Genomic DNA, 14,166 nt, shown 5'->3' with positions numbered 1-14,166 from the left:
GCGAAGTCCTCGACGCCGCGGCCGGTGACGCGGGTGCGGGCGCCGGCGAGGGCCCAGACCGCGGCGACCGCGGGCAGCCCGACGTGGCCGAGGACGAGGTTGGTGGCGAGGTTGCTGGAGCGCACGATCATCCGGTCGGCCAGCCAGCGCAGTGTCGCGGTGCCGCCGACGCGGTCCCAGACCGCGTCGTCGTTGTCGTAGGGCTGCGCGTTGGCGAAGCGGGGTGCGCCGGGCTGGGCGGAGTCGAAGTCGTTGACGACGGGGACCGGGGCGTCCAGGTCCAGGGTGCCGGCCTCGGCGGCGCGGTGCAGCGCGGCGAGCACCGCCACCTTCATGGTGCTCGCGGCGTAGTGGCCGGCGTCCGCGTGGCGGGTCCAGGTCGGCGGCGCGTCGAGCCGCCCCACGTACGCGGAGACGGTGCCGGGCACCCGGTCCAGGTGGGCGTCGAGATCATCCCAGGTCATGCCGGTGACCGTAGCGGATCAAGCGGGGGTGGGCTCGCGTACCCGTCGGGGGAAAAAATCACCGGGCGCGCCGGCCGCAAGCGGCCGACGCGCCCGGTGTCGGGTGCTGGTGGGTCAGCCGGCGTGCTTGCGGCGGGCGGCGGCCCGGCCCCGCAGCTGCTGGTCGAGCACCACCTTGCGGATGCGCACCGCGGTCGGGGTGACCTCGACGCACTCGTCCTCGCGGCAGAACTCCAGGGCCTGCTCCAGCGAGAGCTTGCGCGGCGGGATCAGCTTCTCCGTCTCGTCGGAGGTCGACGCCCGCATGTTGGTGAGCTTCTTCTCCTTGGTGATGTTGACGTCCATGTCGTCGGAGCGGGAGTTCTCCCCGACGATCATGCCCTCGTACACCTCGGTGGTGGGGTCGACGAAGAGCTGGCCACGCTCCTGAAGGTTGATCATCGCGAAGGCGGTGACCGCGCCGGCCCGGTCGGCGACCAGCGAACCGTTGTTGCGGGTGCGCAGCTCGCCGAACCACGGCTCGTAGGACTCGAAGACGTGGTGCAGGATGCCGGTGCCCCGGGTGTCGGTGAGGAACTCGGTGCGGAAGCCGATCAGGCCGCGCGCCGGCACCAGCCACTCCATCCGGATCCAGCCGGTGCCGTGGTTGACCAGCTGCTCCATCCGGCCCTTGCGGGTGGCGAGGAGCTGGGTGATCGCGCCCAGGTACTCCTCCGGGGCGTCGATGGTCAGCCGCTCGACCGGCTCGCAGGTCTTGCCGTCGATCTCCCGGGTGACCACCTGCGGCTTGCCGACGGTCAGCTCGTAGCTCTCCCGGCGCATCTGCTCGACCAGGATGGCCAGCGCCAGCTCGCCGCGGCCCTGCACCTCCCAGGCGTCCGGCCGCTCGGTGGGCAGGACCCGCAGGGACACGTTGCCGATCAGCTCCTTGTCGAGCCGGTCCTTGACCATCCGCGCGGTGACCTTGGAGCCCTTGACCCGGCCGACCAGCGGCGAGGTGTTGGTGCCGATGGTCATCGAGATGGCCGGCTCGTCGACCGTGATCAGCGGCAGCGCGACCGGGTTCTCGACGTCGGCGAGGGTCTCACCGATCATGATCTCCGGGATGCCGGCGACGGCGATGATGTCGCCCGGGCCGGCGGTCTCGGCCGACGTGCGCTCCAGGCCCTCGGTCATCAGCATCTCGGAGATGCGGACCCGCTGAGTGCTGCCGTCGGTGCGGCACCAGGCCACCGTCTGACCCTTGTTGATGGTGCCCTGGCGGACCCGGCACAGCGCGAGCCGGCCGAGGAACGGCGAGGCGTCCAGGTTGGTGACGTGGGCCTGCAACGGCGCGCCGTCCTCGTACGAGGGTGCCGGGATGGTGTCCAGCAGGGTGCGGAACAGCGGCTCCAGGGAGGTGCTGTCGTCGGGCACCGAGCCGTCGGCGGGCTGGGTCAGCGAGGCGATGCCGTCGCGGGCGCAGGCGTAGACGATCGGGAAGTCGATCTGCTCCTCGTCGGCGTCCAGGTCGAGGAAGAGCTCGTAGGTGTCGTCCACGACCTCCTTGATCCGGGCATCCGGACGGTCCACCTTGTTGATCACCAGGATGATCGGCATCCGGGCCCGCAGCGCCTTACGCAGCACGAAGCGGGTCTGCGGCAGCGGACCCTCGCTGGCGTCGACGAGCAGCACCACACCGTCGACCATGGTCAGGCCGCGCTCCACCTCGCCGCCGAAGTCGGCGTGGCCGGGGGTGTCGATGATGTTGATGGTGACCGGGTCGGAGCCGTCCGCCGGCAGGTAACGCACGCCGGTGTTCTTGGCCAGGATCGTGATGCCCTTTTCCCGCTCCAGGTCACCGGAGTCCATCACCCGCTCGGTGTTCTCGCCGCGTGCGCCGTACGCGCCGGCCTGCCGCAACATGGCGTCGACCAGGGTGGTCTTGCCGTGGTCGACGTGAGCGATGATGGCGACGTTGCGGAGGTCGGTGCGAAGCTGCATACCCTCTATCCTTCCGCCTGCGCTCGCGCAGGCTGCGTCGGGGTCACCCCCAGGTGCCCCTGATCTATGGTGAAACCGCTGTGCCGGTGGTTCCCCGGGCTGGCATGCTGGCACCCGTGTCCCGGGGGCCTGAGTGCACGAGCTGCTGACCTGGGTGCAGGGTCTGCCCACCCTGTGGATCTACCTGGTCGCCGCGCTGATCGTGGCGGGCGAGACCGCGGTGATCTTCGGCCTGCTCGTGCCGGGTGAGGCTACCCTGCTGCTCGTCGGCTTCCTCACCTACAACGGTACCTTGCGGCTCGGGCCGGCGTTGCTCGCGATGATCGTCGCGGCGGTTCTCGGCGATGGGCTGGCCTTTCGGGCCGGACGGCGGTACGGCCCACGGCTGCGCGCCGGGCTGGGTCACCGGGTCGGGCCGCAACGGTGGGCCCGCGCCGACGCCATGCTCGCCCGCCTCGGTGGTCGGGGGGTGTTCGCCGCCCGATGGGTGGCTTTCGCCCGGACCCTGGTGCCCCGGCTGGCCGGTGCGGCCGGTATGCCGTACCGGCGGTTCGCCCTCTGGAACCTGGCCGGGGTGGTGACCTGGGTGGGCGGTTCGGTGCTGCTCGGTCACCTCGCCGGTGAGTCGTACGACACGGTCTCCCGGCTGCTCGGCCGGGCCACCGGGGTGACATTCCTGTTGCTGGCCGGCCTGGTGGGTGTGGTGCTCGTGGGTCGATGGCTGGGCCGTAACCCCGACCCGGTGCGCGCGCTGCTGTCCCGGGCCGGCGCGCTGCCCCCGGTGCGGTGGCTCACCGCCCGCTACGGGGTGCTGTTCTTCCTGGTGGCCATGCGGATCGGCCCGGCCTGGACGCTGCTGCTCAATCTGGCCGCCGGGCTGTTGCTGCTGTTCGCCGCCGGGCTCGCCATCGCCGGTCTGCTCGCGGTGGCGGTCCGCAACAGTGGGCTCGCCGCGCTGGACGGCGCCATCGCGGGGTGGTTCGCCGCTCGGCGTACCCCGGACGCCGCCGACGCCACACTGGTAGTGGTGTCGGTGGTACGCGGGTCGGTGCTGATCCTGTTGGTGGCGCTGGTGGCGGCGGTGCTGGCGTGGCGCAACCGACCCTGGCGGGCGGACCTGCTCAGCGTGGTCGGCACTGTGGGCGCGTTCGTGCCGCTGGTGGTGCTGGCCCTGGTGGCCGAACTGACCGGCCCGAATGGGACCGCCCCGGGCGGCGGTGAGGTGGCTCCGCTCTCCACCCAGAACGCCGTGGTCGCGGCGAGCTTCTGCACCCTGGCGTGGCTGGTGTCGCGCAGCGCCCACTGGCCGGTGGCGGTGGCCGCCTGGACCGCTGCGGCGGCAGGGGTGCTCGGGATCGGCGGCGCGCGGCTCTACCTCGGACTGGACACGGCGAGCGGGACGGCCGCGGCGGTGCTGCTCGGGGTGCTCTGGACTGTGGTGTTCATGGTCGCCTGGGCGACTCGGGACCGGGCGGTGGGCGACGGTCAGCCCCCGGTCGACCAGGCCCCCCGGCGGCCCTCGCAGGGGCAACGCCGCCCGGTCGAACCTTGTTAGGGTGCGGCGACAATCACACGGGGGAGGCAACGCCATGGTTCGACGCACCGATCGGCTGGGCGCCGCAGTGCTCGCCGGGCTTCTGCTGGCGAGCGCACTGGTCGGCTGCGCCGCCAAGGGGGAGAGCCCATCGGGCCTGGCCGCGCCGGTCGCCGTCACCGACGGGCCGACCGATGCACCTTCCGACGAGGTCGACGGGGAGCCGAGCCCGTCGGTGAGCGCCGTGGAATCGATGGGTTCCGCGCCGAGTCGTAGCGCGACCCCGAAGCCGAAGACGACGAAGAAGCCGACCCGGGCGGCGCCGAAGCCGCGAGCGGTGCCGAAGCCGCCCACCGAGACCGAGGTTCCGCCGGCGCCCCCGAAGCCGGCACCCAGTTCCTGCAAGCCGACCTACAAGGGCACCCAGGCGAGCCGGTCCGAGGTGAAGGCAGCGCTGACCGATGCGGCCAACCGCACCTACTGGCCGGTCTCCGCGCCGGACATCAAGATCCCGCTCAACCTGCTCAAGGCCACCGCGTGGCAGGAGAGCGGCTGGCAGTCCAACATCTACGCCTGCGACGGTGGGGTCGGGCTGTTGCAGGTGATGCCGGACACCGCTACCTGGATGAACCAGCGGTTCGAGAAGAGCTACAAGATCGACGCCTACCAGGACAACGCCTACCTCGGCGCCACCTACCTGGCCTGGGCGACGAAGTACATCGGCGACATGTACTTCGAGTCCGACTTCCGGCTCGATCCGGCACTGTGCACCAGCGAGCTGAATTCCTGCCTGCTCAACGCCGTCATCGCCGCGTACAACTTCGGTCACGGTGCGGTGGCGCAGGAGGGGGAGCCGCTGGCCATCCCCAACCCGTCGTACGTGCGCAACGTGCGGGCGCTGATGAGCGAGTGCGTCTGCCTGGCGTACTGACCTGGTCGGGGCGTGGCGGATTCGCCACGGCCCCGACGAGTCGGTCAGTCGTGCGCGGCGACCGGCTCGGGCGAGCGCGGGGTGGCCTGTACCGGGTCGCGCGTGTTGCGGCCGGGCCACCAGAAGCGGTCGCCGAGCAGGAACGCCAGCGCCGGCACCAGGACCGTGCGGACCAGCAGGGTGTCGAGCAGGACACCGATGCAGACGATGATCCCGATCTGGGTCAGGGTGATCAGCGGGAGCACGCCGAGCACGGCGAAGACCGCGGCGAGCAGCACTCCGGCGCTGGTGATCACACCGCCGGTGACCCGCAGGGCGGAGAGCATCCCGGCGCGGGTGCCGGCGCTGCGGGCGTCCTCCCGGGCCCGGGTGACCAGGAAGATGTTGTAGTCCACCCCGAGCGCCACCAGGAACACGAAGGCGAGCAGCAGCACACCGCTGTCCAGGGCCGGGAAGCCCAGCACGTGGTCGAAGAGCAGCCAGGCCGCGCCGAGGCTGGCGAAGTACGACGCGATCACGGTGAGCACCAACAGCAGCGGCGCGAGCAGACCGCGTAGCAGCAGCACGAGCACGGCGCCGACCAGCAGCAGGATGATCGGCAGGATGAGTCGCAGATCCCGGTCGTTGGCCTCGTCGGAGTCGTAGGTGGCGGCCACGGAGCCACCGACGATCGCCCCGGACGGGGCGTCGGCGCCGGCGGCGGCCGGCGGCGCGGAGTCGGGAACGGCGGCGACCGCCGCCCGTAGCGCCTCGATCGCGCGGTCCGAGGCGGTGGTGCCGGGTTCGGCGTCGAGGACCACGTCGACCTGGGCGACGGCCGCGCCGGCGTCGCCGGGGCGCGCCGAGGCGACACCGGGTACGGCGGTGGCGGCGGCGGTGACCGCCCGCACCGCCGCCGGGGTGGTGATCACGGCGACGGGCTGGGTGCTGCCGGCGGGGAAGGCCCTGGCCAGGGTCTGTGCCCCGGTCACCGCCTCGGGCTCGGCCCGGAACTGTTCGGTCTCGGACAGGCCGGTACGGATGCCGAGCCCACCCAGTGCCAGGCCGCCGAGCAGCACTGTGGCCAGCGTCGCGACCACCACCGGGCGGCGTTGCACGGCGGTGCCGAGTCGACCCCAGAGCCGACCCTCGCGCACCGGGCCGCCGACCCGGGGTACGAAGGGCCAGAACAGGCCGCGACCGAAGAGCACCAGCACGGCGGGGAGCACGAACAGGGCCGAGAGCATGGCGAAGACCACACCGGTGGCGCACGCCACGGCCAGTGCCCGGTTGGTCTCCTGCTCACTGAGCAGCAGGGTGAGGACGCCGAGCACGACGGTGCCGCCGCTGGCGAGGATGGGCTCCGCGGTGCGGCGCAGCGCGGCGCGCATCGCCGCGAACCGGTCCTCCTCGCGGCGCAGCTCCTCCCGGTAGCGGGCGATGAGCAGCAGCGCGTAGTCGGTGGCGGCGCCGAAGACCAGCACGCTGGCGATGCCGGTGACCTGGCCCTGCTGGAGGTTGATGCCGACGCCCGGCACGATGACGTCCACCGCGCGCAGGGTGAGCTGCTCGGTGGCGGCGACCACGACCAGCGGCACGATCCACAGGAACGGGCTGCGATAGGTGATCAGCAGGAGCAGCGCGACCACGCCGGCGGTCACCACGAGCAGTGTGACGTCGGCGCCGTCGAACACCGAGGAGAGGTCGGCGGTGAACGCCGGGGCGCCGGTCACCTCGGCGGTCAGCCCGTCAGGCAGGTTCATGAGGGTGGCGCGCAGCTGGGTCACCGTGTCGGTGACGACCTCCTGCCCGCCGGCGGTGTCCAGCGGCACGGCGACCAGGGCCACCGCGCCGTCCGGGGAGACCTGGGCGGGGCTGACCTGCCCGCCCACCGCGAGTCGGCGTAGGTCGTCGGCGCGAGCGCCGACGGTCGCCCGGTCGGTCCCGCTCAGCGCGCCGCCGTCACCACGACTGATCACCACGATGGCCGGCTGCACGTCGCTGGAGGGCAGCTGATCCTGGAGACGTTGCACCTGGGTCGACTGCCACTGCACGGACAGGCCGGTGGCGGAGACCGGCGCCGGGTTGTCCGGCTGGGGTGTGCCGAAGACGGCAGCGCCCACGACGATCGCGGCGGCCACTGTGAGCCAGGCGGCCAGCCGGCCACGAGCGACTCTGGTGAACACAGACATCAGGTGACCTCAAGGTCTTTCGGAAGTCGAGTATCTTGATAGCCGAGATTATCCGGGGCTGTTCTATGCTGCAACCCGGGAGACCGACGACGGGAAGAGCGGCGCGAGGTGGCGACTCACGGCATGTACCGACGGCGCGACACGCGCCGCGAGCAGCTGGTCGCCGAGATCACCAACAACCTCCGGCGGTACGCGGTGGACGCCCAGCAGGTCGGCCACGCCTTCGCCAACCTGAACGGCCTCAACCCGACCGACCTGCAGGCGTTGATCGCGGTGATGGACGCCGAGCTGCTCGGTGACCCGATCACCCCCGGCCGTCTCGGCGAGCAGCTGAACCTCTCCTCCGGCTCCGTCACGGCCCTGATCGACCGGCTGGAACGGGCCGGGCACATCCGCCGTGACCGGGACACCGTCGACCGGCGCAAGGTGCTGCTGCACTACGCCGACCAGGGCGCCACCCTGGCCATGGAGTTCTTCCGGCCGCTGGGCGCCCGTACCGACACGGTGATGGCCCGGTTCAGCGAGGACGAGCTGGAGGTGGTGCACCGGTTCATGGCGGAGATGAGCGAATCGCTGCGCGGGCACCGCGACGCGGTGCGCGCCGCCCGGCCGGAGTCACCCCGCCGCCCGACGGGCTGACCGTTGCCGGACCCCGTCACCCGCCTCGCCAGCGCCGCGCTGCGCCTGCCACCGACCCGCCCCGGCCCGGTGCGGGTCAGCCGTGACCTCCCGGTGCGGGCCCGCGACGGTGTGGTGCTGCGCACCGACCACTACGCCCCGGCCGTCCACGGCGCGCCGACCGTGCTGATCCGCACCCCCTACGGGCGGGGTGGACCGCTGCGGCTGCTCGGTCGGCTGCTCGCCGCCCGGGGTCGGCACGCGGTGATCCAGTCGTGCCGGGGCACCGGCGGCTCCGGTGGAACGTTCGCCCCGCTGGTGCACGAGCGCGACGACGGCGCGGACACGCTGGACTGGCTGCGTCGCCAGCCCTGGTGGTCCGGGCAACTCGGGATGTTCGGGGTCAGCTACCAGGGCTTCGCCCAGTGGGCCCTGGCCGCCGACGCCGGCGAGGAACTGCGGGCGATGGTCGCCGTGGTGACCGCCTCGGCGACCCGCGACTCGACGTACGCGGGGGAGTCCTTCGCCCTGGACACCGTGCTGACCTGGGCGGAGCTGCTGCACGCGCAGACCGTGCCGTGGCTGGCCCGGCAGTGGGAACTCAAGCGCGGGCAACCCCGGCTGGCCACCGCGCTGGAGCACCTCCCCCTGGCCGACGCCGACCGGGTGGCCACCGGTGTGACCATCCCGTTCTTCCAGGAGTGGCTACGCCACCACACACCGCAGGCCGCGTACTGGCGGAGCCGGGTCTTCGCCGACCAGGTCGCGAAGGTGCGGGCGCCGGTGGTCATGGTCACCGGATGGCACGACATCTTCCTGCCCGCCCAGCTCGACGACCACGCCGTGCTGCGCGCCGCCGGCACACCACCGCGCCTGGTGATCGGGCCGTGGACGCACGGCAGCCCCGGGCTGTTCGTGGCCGCGCTGCGCGAGGGGTTGGCCTGGCTCGACGAGCACCTGCCGGCCGCGTCTCGTACGCCCGTCCCGGCAGGACCAGCCCGGCCGCCCGTGCACATCTACGTCGGCGGCGCCGGTGGCGGCTGGCGGGACCTGCCGGACTGGCCACCCCCGGCCGTCGAGACCCCCTGGCACCTGCAACCCGGTGGGGAGCTGGCGGCACACCCACCTGTCGCGTCGACACCGGACACGTTCCGCTACGACCCGGCCGATCCCACCCCGTCGCTGGGCGGTCCACTGCTCGTCGCCCAACGGGCCGGCCCGGTCGACAACCGGCGCGTCGAGGCCCGTCCCGACGTGCTGACCTACACCAGTGCCCCGCTGACCGCGCCGGTCGAGGTGGTCGGCCCGGTCCGCGCCGAGATCCACGTCCGCAGTGATCTGCCGTACCTGGACGTGTTCGTTCGTCTGTGCGACGTGGACCGCCGGGGTCGCTCGTGGAACGTGTGCGACGGCCTGGTGCGGGTCACGCCCGAGCGCTTCCCGCCCGACTCTTCCGGGGCGCTGCGGATTCCGGTGCCACTCTGGCCGACCGCGTACCGCTTCGCCGCCGGGCACCGACTGCGGGTGCAGGTCTGCGGCGGCGCCCATCCACGGTGGGCCCGCAACCCCGGCACGGGGGAGCCGCTCGGCACGGCGGTGACGCTGCGTGCCGGTTGGCGGCAGGTTCTGCACGATCCGGCTCACCCGTCGGCGCTGCTGTTGCCAATCGTCCACTCTGACCCTCGGCAGTCTCCAGTTTGCACTGACCTGCTCTGAGCTGGGCGTTTGTCCAAAACGCGGGCTATGGTTGAGTCAACGCCCGGCGCCGTGCACCAGTAGGCCGGGCTCGCCCGAAGCCCAGCACCGCGTACGCGGTGTGACGTCGTGCCCGGTCCCCGCCTCTCGGAAAGGGGGACCCCATGACCCGGGCCCCGGCTAATCTTCTGGCCGTCCGAAGCCTGCTCCTCACTCACCTCGACAACGCCCCTGGGCCAGACGACCTGGACCCGGGCGAGGTCGGCATCGTCGGCGACTCGGCCCACCGGGGCGGCTACCACTGCGGATCGGACCGGGTCGTCACCGGCGACTACTCGGTGGTCGAGTCGCCCCGCGACCGGGCCGGGCTGACCCTCGACGCGGCGGCGCTGGACGTCGGCCAGTTCGATGTCCGCTCCGGTGGTCGTACGAACACGCTGCCCAGCTTCTCGGTCTGGTGCGTCGCGCAGTGCGCCGCGAACGCGGCCGACACCCGGGACATCCGGGAGATCATCTACAGCCCCGACGGCACCACTGTGAGGCGGTGGGATCGCCTCGGCAAGCGCACCAGCGGGGACAGCTCCCACCGCTGGCACACCCACTTCAGCTTCTTCCGCGACGCCATCAAGGCGGGCCGCGACCAGCGGCCCCTGTTCCGCCGCTACCTCAGCTCCATCGGACTCCTAAAGGACGACGACATGACCCCCGAAGAACACAACTGGCTGGCCACCGTCCACAAGAACCTCACAGTCCTGGACGGTCGCAACCCGATCGGGCAGATCTACACCCGGATGGCGATGGGTGAGGATGCCACGGTCCCGAACTTCGTCTCGGCGCACCCGACGTTGACGTCGCTCGCCGCCCAGGTGAGTGCGTTGCAGGCGGCGCTGACAGCGCTGTCCAACCGGGACTTCACCGACGAGCCGGCGATCGTCCAGGGCGTCCTGGCGTCGCTGACGCCGGAGAAGATTGCCGCAGCCATTCCGCCCACCATGGCCAAGCAGGTCGCCGACGAGCTGGCCCGCCGGCTGGTCGCCTGAGCGAGGGGCGGCCCGAGGCCGCCGGGCCGCCCCTCTTGGCGAACTCCGCAACGATCGTTGAGCAATAACTATTGCGCAAGAGTTGTTGCGGATGCCACCCTGTCGACATGGACAGCTCCGACGTACGCCAGATCACCGACTCCCGGGTGCTGGCCGCCATGTCCCACCCGCTGCGCCGCCGGCTGATGGACGTGTTCAAGGTCCACGGGCCCTCCACCGTCGGGCTGCTCGCCGAGCGCACCGACCAGGCCCCGGCGAACGTCAGCCACCACCTCAAGGTCCTCGCCGCCGCCGACCTGGTCACCGAGGCGCCCGAGTTGGCCCGGGACCGGCGCGAGCGGTGGTGGCGCCTGGTCGCCCGGGGGCTGCGGTGGTCCAACGCCGACTTCGACGCCGACCCGGCCGCCCGAGCGGTCGCCGACGCCGCCACCTCGCTCAACCTGGACCGGCACGTCGCCCTGGCCCGGGCCTGGCACGCCGCCGACGACAGCACCCAGGCCACCTGGAACGACGCGCCGTTCTCCACCGACCGCTGGCTACGCCTCACACCCGAGGAACTGGCCGAGCTGAGCCACGAGGTGATCGACGTCCTCGCGCGCTGGGCCGACCGGGAGCCACCCGACGACGACGCCGACCGCAGACCGGTCTTCGTGTTCGTCCACGGCGTACCGGCCCGACCGTGACCACCGCCACCCGCGGCGACCCCAGCGACGTCCGGCCGACCGCAGGGCTGCTGCGGCACCGCGACTTCCGGCTGCTCTGGGCCGGCCAGGCGGTCAGCAGCGTCGGCAGCAACGTCACCACTGTCGCGCTGCCCCTGGTCGCGGTCGCCGTCCTCGACGCCGGCACCTTCCAGGTGGCGGTGCTCACCGCCGCGGCCTGGCTGCCCTGGTTGCTGATCGGCCTGCCGGCCGGCGCGTGGGTCGACCGGCTGCCCCGCCGACCGGTGATGGTGATCTGCGACCTGCTCTGCGCGGTGGCCTTCCTCAGCGTGCCGCTGGCCGCCCTGGTGGACCGGCTCACCGTCGCACAACTGCTCGTGGTCGCCCTCAGCGCGGGCGCCGCGCGGGTCTTCTTCGAAACCGCCGACCAGGTCTACCTGCCGGTGCTGCTGCGACCCGGGCAACTGCCGGAGGGCAACGCCAAGCTCCAGGCGACCCAGACCGTCAGCTACGTCGTGGGACCCGGCCTCGCCGGTCTGATCGCCCAGCTCATCGGCGCCGTCGCCGCGCTGCTGCTGGACGCGCTCACGTTCCTGCTGTCCGCGGTGTTCCTCCTGCGCATCCGCACCCGCGAACCACGTGTACGCCCCTCGGAGCGGTCCCGGTCGCTGCGCCGGGACATCACCGAGGGGCTGCGCTTCGTCATCAGGGACCCGTACCTGCGGGTGCTCACGCTCTTCGGCGCGGCCAGCAACATCGGGCTGACCGGCTACCAGGCCGTCCTGGTGGTCTTCCTGGTCCGCGAACTGCGTCTCGAGCCGGGCCTGGTGGGTGGGCTCGTCGGGGTGATGAGCGCCGGCGGGATCATCGGCGCGCTGCTCGCCACCACTGTGGCCCGGCGCTACGGCACCGCGCGGGCGCTGCTGATCGCGGCGGCGCTCACCGGCCCGCCCGCGCTGCTCATCCCGCTCGCCGCGCCCGGCGTCGGGCTGGCCTGGCCAGCCCTCGGCGGCCTGCTGATCGGTCTCGGGGTGGCCGTCGGCAACGTGGTCAAGGGTGCTTTCCGGCAGACCTACACGCCGCACCACCTGCTGGGCCGGGTGACGGTGAGCATGCATCTGCTCAACTACGGCACGATCCCGCTGGCGGCCGTGCTGGCCGGTGCCATCGGCGCACGTTACGGCGTCGAGACGGCAATTGTCGGGATGACCGCCTGGCTGGCGCTCACCCCGATGATTCTGTTGGTCGGGCCACTCCGGAGGCGGCGGGACCTGCCCGCCGCCCCGGCGGCGTCTTGAGTGCGCTGCGACGGCGGCCGGAGACCGGCCGCCGTCACCGGCACGGAGCTACATCGGGCGGACGTTGTCCGCCTGCGGACCCTTCTGCCCCTGGGTCACCTCGAACTCGACCTTCTGGCCCTCGTTGAGCTCCCGGTAGCCGCTCGAGGCGATGGCGGAGTAGTGGACGAACACGTCCGGCCCTCCACCGTCCTGCTCGATGAAGCCGAAGCCCTTTTCCGAGTTGAACCACTTAACCGTGCCGGTTGCCATGCATCTCTCCCTGTTCAAAGCGGCTGACCCTCGGCCTCTGGCCGATGATCGCCCGTACCTGTTCGACAGTAACGGGCAAAACCCCGATCCGCTGGCCGAAGTGCCGTAGGTATTTGACTGAACTCGGGTGAACTCTGCGCGGCGGCATGTGAAACCCGCCCCGACCAACCGCCGCTGGGGCATGCTTGCGCCGATGAGAGATGCCGCCGCCGACGCGCTGACCGAGCTGGAACGCGAGATTCACGCGCCCGGCGCCGGTCTGGACCGGCTCCGGTTGATGCCCACCCCGTTCGTCCCCGAGGTGCGGCTGCACCTGGCCGAGGACGCGATCGTCTGGTGGGCCCGGATGGAGGCAGCCGCCGGACACGCGCTGCCGGCACCGTACTGGGCGTCCGCCTGGGCCGGAGGACAGGCCCTGGCCCGCCACCTCCTCGACCACCCGGAGCTGGCCGCCGGCCGCCGGGTCCTCGACCTCGCCGCCGGATCCGGACTGGTAGCCATCGCCGCCGCCCTCGCCGGCGCCGCGGAGGTGACCGCCAACGACATCGACCCGTACGCCGTCGCCGCCGTCACCCTCAACGCGCGAGCCAACCACGTCGCCGTCGAGGCCACCGGGGACGACCTGCTCGACAGCACCGAAGCGAAGGTCGACCTGGTCGTCGCCGGAGACGTCTTCTACGACCGCGCGATGGCCGACCGGATGCTGCCCTTCCTGCAGCGGGCCGCCGCCGCAGGTGCCGACGTGCTGGTCGGCGACCCCGGCCGCGGACACCTACCGACGGACCGCCTGACCGTGCTGGCCGACTACCCGGTGCCCACCACCGAACCGTCGGTCGACTCGTCGCTACGCCACGTGCAGGTGCTGCGTCCCGCCTGAGGCGGACCCCGACTCAGGGGCGACCCCGAGGCGGATACCAGGGGTCACTGGGGGCTACGACCCGATGTCCGAAGTGGTGCCACGGCCATAGCGTGGACGCATGACGCAATGGCTGGCCCAGATCGGAGAACTACCGATTCTGCTGCTGATGGGTGCGCTCGGGCTCGTCATGCTCTTCGACGCCGTACCCCTGCTGGGTGTCCTGGTCCCCGGCGACGTCGCGATCCTCGCCGCCGTCGGCGTCGGCCGCCCGAGCACCGGGCTGGCCACCTTCACCGCGGTGCTGATCGGCTGCCTGGCCGGCTGGTCGCTGAGCTTCCTGATCGGCCGTCGCTACTCCGACCGGCTGCGCGACAGCCGCGTCGGCGGCTGGATCGGCGAGGCCCGTTGGACAGCGGCCGAAGGCATCCTGCGTCGCGGCGGCGGCCGGATGATGATGGTCGCGCCGTTCCTGCCGGTCTTCAACGCGCTGCTGCCACTGGCTGCCGGCGGGCTGCGGATGTCGTACCGCCGATTTCTCGGCTGCGCGACGATCGGCGCGGCCGCCTGGGCCGGTCTCTACCTGGCCCTGGGCACCGCGTCGCGGTCGGTGGCCGGGCTGTTGCCGGGCGACCCCAGCCCGCTGCTGGTCACGATGGGGG

General features: G+C 72.1%; 13 protein-coding genes. 9 read left to right on the top strand and 4 right to left on the bottom strand.

All coding sequences use genetic code 11. The features are described 5' to 3' along the window. Together KBX08_RS30780 and typA are read right to left on the bottom strand one after the other, a co-directional pair. Positions 1 to 464 (bottom strand): serine hydrolase (locus tag KBX08_RS30780; RefSeq protein WP_210787208.1); only part of this gene is annotated, 464 nt, incomplete at its 3' end. 114 nt (positions 465 to 578) lie between these two features. Further along, the gene (gene typA, locus KBX08_RS30775; protein ID WP_124858831.1) at positions 579 to 2,447 is read right to left on the bottom strand and encodes a translational GTPase TypA; all 1,869 of its coding nucleotides are present in this window, start codon (positions 2,445 to 2,447) and stop codon (positions 579 to 581) included. 133 nt (positions 2,448 to 2,580) lie between these two features. On the opposite strand from typA, the gene KBX08_RS30770 reads away from it, so the two are divergent. Together KBX08_RS30770 and KBX08_RS30765 are read left to right on the top strand one after the other, a co-directional pair. Then, on the top strand, positions 2,581 to 4,002 hold the full coding sequence (locus KBX08_RS30770) for a DedA family protein (RefSeq protein WP_210787206.1): 1,422 nt from the start codon (positions 2,581 to 2,583) through the stop codon (positions 4,000 to 4,002). A gap of 34 nt (positions 4,003 to 4,036) precedes the next feature. Continuing rightward, positions 4,037 to 4,912, top strand: coding sequence for a lytic transglycosylase domain-containing protein (locus KBX08_RS30765; RefSeq protein ID WP_210787204.1), 876 nt, complete (start codon positions 4,037 to 4,039; stop codon positions 4,910 to 4,912). A 44-nt stretch (positions 4,913 to 4,956) separates the two neighbouring features. Here the strand turns inward: KBX08_RS30765 and KBX08_RS30760 are convergent, their stop codons facing one another. Further along, on the bottom strand, positions 4,957 to 7,083 hold the full coding sequence (locus KBX08_RS30760) for an efflux RND transporter permease subunit (protein ID WP_210787202.1): 2,127 nt from the start codon (positions 7,081 to 7,083) through the stop codon (positions 4,957 to 4,959). A gap of 123 nt (positions 7,084 to 7,206) precedes the next feature. Here KBX08_RS30760 and KBX08_RS30755 point away from each other — a divergent pair, with 123 nt between their 5' ends. The 5 genes from KBX08_RS30755 to KBX08_RS30735 all read left to right on the top strand — a co-directional run bounded on the left by KBX08_RS30755 (position 7,207) and on the right by KBX08_RS30735 (position 12,396). Further along, positions 7,207 to 7,722: a MarR family winged helix-turn-helix transcriptional regulator gene (locus KBX08_RS30755; protein ID WP_210787200.1), complete on the top strand. Its 516-nt coding sequence runs from the start codon at positions 7,207 to 7,209 to the stop codon at positions 7,720 to 7,722. 3 nt (positions 7,723 to 7,725) lie between these two features. Further along, the gene (locus tag KBX08_RS30750; protein ID WP_210787198.1) at positions 7,726 to 9,417 is read left to right on the top strand and encodes a CocE/NonD family hydrolase; all 1,692 of its coding nucleotides are present in this window, start codon (positions 7,726 to 7,728) and stop codon (positions 9,415 to 9,417) included. Positions 9,418 to 9,560: 143 nt separating this feature from the next. Next, positions 9,561 to 10,436, top strand: a complete 876-nt coding sequence (locus tag KBX08_RS30745; RefSeq protein ID WP_210787190.1) for a hypothetical protein — start codon at positions 9,561 to 9,563, stop codon at positions 10,434 to 10,436. A gap of 107 nt (positions 10,437 to 10,543) precedes the next feature. Then, positions 10,544 to 11,119 carry a helix-turn-helix transcriptional regulator gene (locus KBX08_RS30740; protein ID WP_210787189.1) on the top strand — a complete coding sequence of 192 codons (576 nt, stop codon included), beginning with the start codon at positions 10,544 to 10,546 and terminating at the stop codon, positions 11,117 to 11,119. After that, positions 11,116 to 12,396 carry an MFS transporter gene (locus KBX08_RS30735; protein WP_210787187.1) on the top strand — a complete coding sequence of 427 codons (1,281 nt, stop codon included), beginning with the start codon at positions 11,116 to 11,118 and terminating at the stop codon, positions 12,394 to 12,396. The genes KBX08_RS30740 and KBX08_RS30735 overlap by 4 nt, the downstream gene beginning before the upstream one ends. A gap of 48 nt (positions 12,397 to 12,444) precedes the next feature. Here KBX08_RS30735 and KBX08_RS30730 read toward each other — a convergent pair whose 3' ends face one another. Next, positions 12,445 to 12,648 carry a cold-shock protein gene (locus KBX08_RS30730; RefSeq protein WP_007462771.1) on the bottom strand — a complete coding sequence of 68 codons (204 nt, stop codon included), beginning with the start codon at positions 12,646 to 12,648 and terminating at the stop codon, positions 12,445 to 12,447. Between the two features lie 193 nt (positions 12,649 to 12,841). On the opposite strand from KBX08_RS30730, the gene KBX08_RS30725 reads away from it, so the two are divergent. Beyond that, complete coding sequence (locus tag KBX08_RS30725) at positions 12,842 to 13,525, top strand: 50S ribosomal protein L11 methyltransferase (protein WP_307850698.1); 684 nt, start codon at positions 12,842 to 12,844, stop codon at positions 13,523 to 13,525. 100 nt (positions 13,526 to 13,625) lie between these two features. Continuing rightward, on the top strand, positions 13,626 to 14,166 hold a 541-nt coding region (locus tag KBX08_RS30720; RefSeq protein WP_210787185.1), incomplete at its 3' end, for a DedA family protein.

The sequence above is a fragment of the Micromonospora sp. H61 genome (assembly GCF_018070325.1).
Lineage (GTDB): Bacteria > Actinomycetota > Actinomycetes > Mycobacteriales > Micromonosporaceae > Micromonospora > Micromonospora salmantinae.
This window is presented reverse-complemented; position numbering and strand designations above follow the sequence as displayed.